This window comes from Psittacicella gerlachiana (genome assembly GCF_003585965.1).
In the GTDB taxonomy this organism is placed as follows: Bacteria; Pseudomonadota; Gammaproteobacteria; order Enterobacterales; family Psittacicellaceae; genus Psittacicella; species Psittacicella gerlachiana.
The window spans coordinates 1-6,819 of sequence record NZ_NRJF01000085.1 but is presented as its reverse complement, the minus strand read 5'-3'; the positions used below and the strand labels follow the sequence as shown (position 1 = coordinate 6,819).

Here is a 6,819-nt window from a genome sequence, read left to right as displayed (position 1 = left end):
ATAGACCTTTTATTATTAAGTATTTTTTATAATTTAATAGTTAAATATTTTATATACTTTATTATGGAGAGATTAGATATTAACGATCACCATTAAAAATCGAGTTTTTAACAATCACATAATCTACTTTACGTAAAGCTTCTAAGTCTTTACCCCCAGCATAAGAAATTGAACTTTGTAAATCTTGTTGCATTTCTTCTAAAGTCTCAAAAAGATCACCTTTAAAAGGAGTTAAGATTTTCTTCCCTTCAACATTTTTACGTGCACCTTTTTGGAATTCCGAAGCTGAACCAAAATATTCTTTATAGAGTTTACCATCAATTTCTAAAGTTTCACCAGGGCTTTGCTCATGACCTGAGAATAAAGAACCAATCATTACGAGAGTCGCTCCAAAACGAATTGACTTAGCTACATCTCCATGATCACGAATACCACCATCAGCAATAATCGGTTTAGTTGCTGCTTTAGCACACCAACGCACTGCTGATAATTGCCAGCCTCCGGTTCCAAAACCAGTTTTTAATTTGGTAATACAAACTTTACCTGGACCAATTCCCACTTTTGTGGCATCTGCACCTGCTAATTCTAATTCACGTACTGCTTCTGGCGTTCCTACATTTCCTGCAATCACAAAAGATTCAGGTAAATATTTTTTAATGTGCTTAATCATTGCAATCACAGAATTAGAATGTCCATGAGCAATATCAATGGTAATATACTCTGGCACAAGATTTTGGGCTGCTAAATGCTCAACAAATCCAAATTCATCTTCTTTAACCCCAATAGAAATTGAAGCAAATAAACCTTGCCCTTTCATATGACGGATAAAGCTTTCGCGAGTTTCTGGTGTGAATCTATGCATAATATAGAAATAACCCTTACGAGCTAAATCTTCAGCTAATGCTTCATCAATTATTGTTTGCATGTTTGCAGGAACTACTGGAATTTTAAACTCCATTTTTCCTAATTTCACGCTCGTATTACATTCTGAACGACTTTCAACAATACATTTATTAGGAATTAACTGAATATCTTCATAATCAAAGATTCTTACATCATTAAGCATGGAATAAAGATCCTTTTATAGTTAAAAAAAAAACGTAAGTCTTTTTCAAACCCAATATTTATCTTACCACACTTTAATTATAAGATAACAGCTTTTCTTTAGTTTAATTATTGTTAGTTATTCTTAATTAAAACAATTTAGTACAAAATTAACTCTTTTTCATCACTTTTTTGAGTAATAAACTTATAGATCAAGTAAAATATACAAGCAACAAATTATTCACCTCCCTCAATTAATGGAGACTATTATGAGTCAAGAATTTGCGTTAATAGGAGACTTTACTTATACTCCTTGGCAAAAAACTCTTCGCGAATTAAATGCGATCAATCAAGAAAAAATTCTCTTTAATCAACAAACACAAACTTTAGCTTTAAGTGTAACCCTCCCTTTTAGCTTAAACGCTCAACAAGAGTTTATTAGCGCTTTGACCGACTATATTGGTCGTCAATATCCTCAAGTTCAAGAAGTAAAAGTTAATCTTACTTTTAAGATTAGCCAAAGAAGACCTTCAGGTAAAAAACAGCCTTTTCCAGGAATTAAAAATATTATTGCTGTTTCTTCAGGTAAAGGAGGGGTAGGAAAATCTTCGGTTAGTGCCAACTTAGCCGCAGCCTTAGCTAATGGTGGAGCTAAGGTAGGGATTCTTGATGCCGATTTATATGGTCCTTCAATTCCTCATATGTTGGGAGCTAGTGAAACCAAGCCTACTTCAAATGATAATAAAACCATGAATCCCGTGCAAGTGGGTAAACTCTATGCCAACTCAATTGGCTTTTTAATTCCTGAAACTGATCCTACAATTTGGCGCGGTCCTATGGCTTCTTCTATGCTTAAACAACTTATTGAAGAAACTAATTGGCCTGATTTAGATTATCTTGTATTAGATCTCCCACCAGGCACGAGCGATATTCATATTACCGTTACTCAAGATCTTGCAGTTACCGGCAGTGTGATAGTTTCCACCCCTCAAGATATAGCTCTGTTAGATGTTCTCAAAGGAGTAAATATGTTCCGTGAACTAAACGTTCCGGTACTTGGGGTCGTAGAAAATATGAGCATGTATACTTGTCCAAATTGTGGTTATCAAGCTCACATTTTTGGTAATGACGGAGTTAAAGAAATTAGCCAAATTCTCCAAACTCCGGTATTAGTTTCAGTACCTCTTAACCCAGTAATTCGTGAAGATCTCGATAATGGCATAATCACTACAGCTCAAGATCCTCAAGGAAGCATTGGACAAATCTTTAATGCTCTTGCCGATAAAGTGAGCTTTAGTCTTTATGACCAAGTAAAAAAATACGCCCCAAGTATTAATATTTCCCAATTATAAATTATGAGTAGAACCAAAGTTGCGGTCTTAAGCGTCAATACAGGAGCTTATGCTAGCTTTTTTAAAGTCCTTTTTCCTTATAACTATCAAAATTTTCTTCCCGATTGTGAAGTAACCTTTTTTGTCTTTACCGATAGTAAAGAATTAGCTCAACTTTACGCCTATAACCCGCAAGTAAAAATTATTCCTTTGGACTATCAACCTTGGCCTTTACCTACTCTGTTCCGCTTTAAGTATTTTTTAGAGCTCGAGTCTACGCTTGCAGAATTTGCCTATGTATTTTTTATGAATGCAAACTTCTACTGTAAGCGTCCACTTTACGCTCAAGATCTTCTCTTTGCCCCTACTGGTAATTGGGCACAAGACTTAATTGTGGTTGAACACTTTGGGCAAAATTGCTTACCTGAGGAATTACGTTCATACGAACGTAATCCTCAATCTCAAGCTTATATTTCTCCTACCCCTGAAAAAGCAACCACCTATATTGCAGGAGCATTTAATGGAGGGACAAGTCAAGCCTTTCTTACCATGAGTCGTGAACTTGCTCAACGCACCCTTACAGATTATCAAAATAATCTCATTGCCGTTTGGCATGATGAAAGTCATTTAAACCGTCTTTTATATGACCTTGACTACCAAGCTCATATCTTACCGCCTCATTATGTTATGCCTCAAGAATATGATTTTGAATCACGTTATGTTGGCGAAAGACAAGATTGGTTTGCAGTATTACTCAATAAAAATGCCTTGCCTTTTGATCCTCAGTTAGCAAGAGACAATCAACAGGAGTTTGATCCTCGACATTTAGAACTCCTAGTATTGCAAGAAAGACAATTAGAAAACATTTGGTTAACTTATCGGGATACTTTTTACCCTAATGCAATTAAAAATAACTCTTTTAATTGTTTTATTTGGAAAATTGAACCTTAAAAAAAGCCTCTCAACACTAAGTTGAGAGACTTTTTTATATCTAAATTAAAAATGGAGATAGATAGTTACCGCAACATAAGCCCAAGCAAAAATTCCTTGCTTCCACCAAATATGTTTATTTACGGTAAAAGAACCATAAATAGCTACGGCAATAATATAAGCAACAATATAATTGAGGACTAAAGTATGCCCAAGAATTAAAGCGACAATTATTGCAATCGCCAGTAAACCATTGTACACTCCTTGGTTTTTAAACAAGGTTTGCACTTCTTGTTGTTGTAACACTTGGGGTGATAACTTAAACACCCTTGCCGTTTGCTTGCTCTGAGGAGCAAAGGTTTCTAAATACATAATGTAGAGAAACTCTAAAGCTAGCAAGATTAAAAAGGTAATTTGAAGATAATGCATAAACTAAGGTTTTAAAAGAATTTTTCCTGATTTTCCAGCTTTGAGACTGGCTGCACAAGCCTGGGCTACTTGCTCTAAAGAATAAATCCCTCCTACTGGAAGCTGAATTTGTCCACTTAAAACATAAGAAATTAATTCTTGCATTAAAGCTGCTTTTTTCTCTTTAAGCATTTGTTGGGAAACTATACTTCCCCAAAATCCTTTAACTTGGATTTGTTTAAAAATCAAGTCTCCTACCGGAATTTGTACCGGTTCTCCACCCATGGTTCCAAAAGAAACAAATAGAGCTCCATAGCCTAAGAGTTGACTCATCTCTTTACTATCAGCTCCGCCTATAGAGTCGACACCAGCCACTAAAGCCTCTTCACCTAAAATCTCTTTTACTTGTTCTTGCCAATTTGGCGTATCAGTCGCTACTACATGCTCAATCCCTAATTCTTTAAGCTCTGCAATCACACTACTACGACGAACAAGATTGATTACCTTAACGCCTCGAGCTTTAGCTAACATAGCGGTAGTTTTTCCAATCATCCCACTGGCAGCATTTAAAATTATCCATTGTCCTGCTTGAACTTCTAAAAACTCTAATAAAGTAATGGCACTAAAAGGCATAGCAATTAACTGAGCTGCCTGCTCATCGCTCATAGCTTCAGGAATCGGCACTACCGCATTTGCAGGAGCAACAAAATACTCAGCCCAAGTCTGATGAATATTGGCAACACTAACTCTTTGCCCTACTTGTAAATGTTTTACCTTAGAACCGAGAGCTACAATTTTACCTACTGCTTCCGATCCTGCAACTTCAGGAAGATTAGGTTTATAGCCGTAAGTACCTCTAATCGTCCATAAATCATGATTATGAATTGGCGACATAATCATTTGGATTAGCACTTGATCTTCTTGAGGTTCAGGCGTAGCTACTTGAGTACATTCAACTACCGCTTCAGGTTCACCAAAAATTTTATGAATTACCGCTTTCATTTTACTTCTCCTCTTGAATAATAGCTTCTAAAGTTACCTCTACATTATTTTTAATTGCATTAGAGTAAGGACATACCTCGTGAGCTTTATGTACTAATTCATTTGCTTGTTCAGCTGTTAAACCTGTAGTGTAGACGCTAATTTGAGCTTGTAACTTGTAAGCACCTGACATTACCTGACCTATACCAATTTGCACTGAAGTTTTACTTGAAACTAAAGGTAAAGACATTTTTTGAGCTACAAGATTTAAGGCACTATCAAAGCAAGCAGCATAACCTAAAGCAAAAAGCTGTTCTGGATTTACCCCTTGTTTCTCTGCAGTAAAAGGAGTTAAATCAAAACCTAAACTTCCGTCATTTAATTCCGTACGACCAGCACGACCACCAGTTGCTGTTGCTTGTGTTTGGTAAAAAACTTTCATCATGTTTCCTTATTGTTGTTCGTTGTTTTTTTTATGATTAAATTTTATAAAGTTCTAAAAGCTTTTGCGTATGTTGAGTTGCTAAAGTAAAACATCTAGTTAGCGGACGATTTATCTTATAACTTAAACAAGCTCCTAACCAATTTTGAAAAAGAAATGCTGTTAACTCCTCAGCTTCTACCTGAGAAGATAACTCTCCTTGTGCTTGAGCCAACTTTATTTGTTGCCAAAAAAACTCACTAATCGCTTCGAGTCCTCGTTGCATACTTGCTCGCATTACTTCTGATAAGTCAGAAATTTCGGCACTTAACTTTACAATTAAACAGCCTTGTTGAGCTATTTCTCGTTCTTGCCATTGTTGCCAATAAGTAAGAACTTTATACTCAAAACTCTCTGAAGTATTAAATAATTGCTTAAGTTCTTCCAGATACTGCGTAAAATAAGCTTCTAAAATTGCTAAACCAAAAACCTCTTTAGAACTAAAATAGTGATAAAAAGAGCCTTTAGGAACATTAGCTGTCGTTAAAATCTCATTTAGCCCTACTGCAGTAAATCCTTTATGAGCAATAAGATCTTTGCCTACGGCAATTAAATAATTTTTGGTCTCTTCTCCTTGTTTCATACCCCTCTTAAAACCTAAATGATTTTTTATTAGACCAGTCGGTCTAGTTAATTGTATAAAAAAAGATTTAAGTTGTCAAACTTAAATTTAAGAAACCAATCTTCGTATTAACCTAAATTATATACGAAGATTTGGTGCTATCTATTTAGCTACCAGTATAACCTTGTAATAAATCTTGCCAGTTATCTTCGGTAAACTTAATTTGCAAACGCCCTACTTCTTTACGAAAAGAACGTAACAGTCTTTGTAAATTTTCTTTTTTCCATGCTTCACCAGTACGGACAAAACATTTATCAAAGTCAATAAGCCAAAACTTTTCAACTCCATCAAGCTTTTGTAACATAATATTATGAGCATTAAGATCGGTATGGCAAATTTGTAATTGATGCATTTGAGCAATTAAAGCCCCAATTTTTTGCCATTGAGTACTTGTAAGTTCTTCCTCTTGTAATACCTTAGTTAAATCTTGAGCTTGTTCTATTTTTTCAATTAAAATATCAGCTCGATATAATCCTAACCCCACCTTGGTTACTCGTGCTCCTAAAGGCTTAGGTACATTTAATCCCGCTTGTCTAAGTTGCTTAAGTAATTTAAATTCTGCAAAACTGCGAGTATCCTCTACTCTTCGCAAAAAGTAGAGATCTTTATTAAACTTGCCAAACAAACCTCCACGGTAATAATGGCGCAGAACACTATTTACTCCCAATAAATCTTTAGACTGTAGAAAATAAGTTGTTCCTCTTCCCTTTGCAGTGCCAAGAATTCTTTGCTCCTGTAGCCAAAAATTCTTATCAAAAAAATCTATATTTTCAGGCAACTTTTCTAAATTAAAAATCAAATGCTGATTTTCTTTCTCTAAAGTAAGCATAAGTAATTAAAACCCCTATTAAAAAATTCTGCTAACTTCTTACAGAACAATCATTTTTTAATAAAAACTAATACTAGCCTACAAATATAAAATCTCTTAATTTAAAGTTATAAATATAATCTTCTAAATTTATAACTTTACATAAGAGTTTCCGTTACCCCTTAGAGGTAACGGAAACTCTGCTAGCAGAGTT

8 protein-coding genes are annotated in these 6,819 nt (G+C 34.9%); 2 read left to right on the top strand and 6 right to left on the bottom strand.

The window, feature by feature from the left end; translation table 11 throughout:
- Positions 1-79 precede the first annotated feature (79 nt).
- Entirely contained in the window at positions 80-1,066 is a 987-nt protein-coding gene (guaC, locus tag CKF59_RS03535; protein WP_119534604.1) for a GMP reductase, read from the bottom strand.
- Positions 1,067-1,313: 247 nt separating this feature from the next.
- On the opposite strand from guaC, the gene apbC reads away from it, so the two are divergent.
- On the top strand, positions 1,314-2,396 hold the full coding sequence (gene apbC, locus CKF59_RS03530) for an iron-sulfur cluster carrier protein ApbC (protein ID WP_222985555.1): 1,083 nt from the start codon (positions 1,314-1,316) through the stop codon (positions 2,394-2,396).
- A gap of 3 nt (positions 2,397-2,399) precedes the next feature.
- The gene (locus CKF59_RS03525) at positions 2,400-3,326 is read left to right on the top strand and encodes a glycosyltransferase family protein (RefSeq protein WP_119534602.1); all 927 of its coding nucleotides are present in this window, start codon (positions 2,400-2,402) and stop codon (positions 3,324-3,326) included.
- Positions 3,327-3,371: 45 nt separating this feature from the next.
- Here the strand turns inward: CKF59_RS03525 and CKF59_RS03520 are convergent, their stop codons facing one another.
- The 5 genes from CKF59_RS03520 to CKF59_RS03500 all read right to left on the bottom strand — a co-directional run bounded on the left by CKF59_RS03520 (position 3,372) and on the right by CKF59_RS03500 (position 6,626).
- Positions 3,372-3,734: a DUF1304 domain-containing protein gene (locus CKF59_RS03520; RefSeq protein WP_119534601.1), complete on the bottom strand. Its 363-nt coding sequence runs from the start codon at positions 3,732-3,734 to the stop codon at positions 3,372-3,374.
- A gap of 3 nt (positions 3,735-3,737) precedes the next feature.
- A complete protein-coding gene (locus CKF59_RS03515) occupies positions 3,738-4,715 on the bottom strand; it encodes a zinc-binding dehydrogenase (RefSeq protein WP_119534600.1) in 978 nt (325 codons plus the stop codon).
- A gap of 1 nt (position 4,716) precedes the next feature.
- Positions 4,717-5,139 (bottom strand): organic hydroperoxide resistance protein, encoded by a 423-nt coding sequence (locus CKF59_RS03510; protein WP_425451161.1) that lies wholly within the window; start codon positions 5,137-5,139, stop codon positions 4,717-4,719.
- 34 nt (positions 5,140-5,173) lie between these two features.
- On the bottom strand, positions 5,174-5,758 hold the full coding sequence (locus CKF59_RS03505; protein WP_119534598.1) for a TetR/AcrR family transcriptional regulator: 585 nt from the start codon (positions 5,756-5,758) through the stop codon (positions 5,174-5,176).
- 145 nt (positions 5,759-5,903) lie between these two features.
- Positions 5,904-6,626: a 3-deoxy-D-manno-octulosonic acid kinase gene (locus CKF59_RS03500; RefSeq protein ID WP_119534597.1), complete on the bottom strand. Its 723-nt coding sequence runs from the start codon at positions 6,624-6,626 to the stop codon at positions 5,904-5,906.
- Positions 6,627-6,819 lie beyond the last annotated feature (193 nt).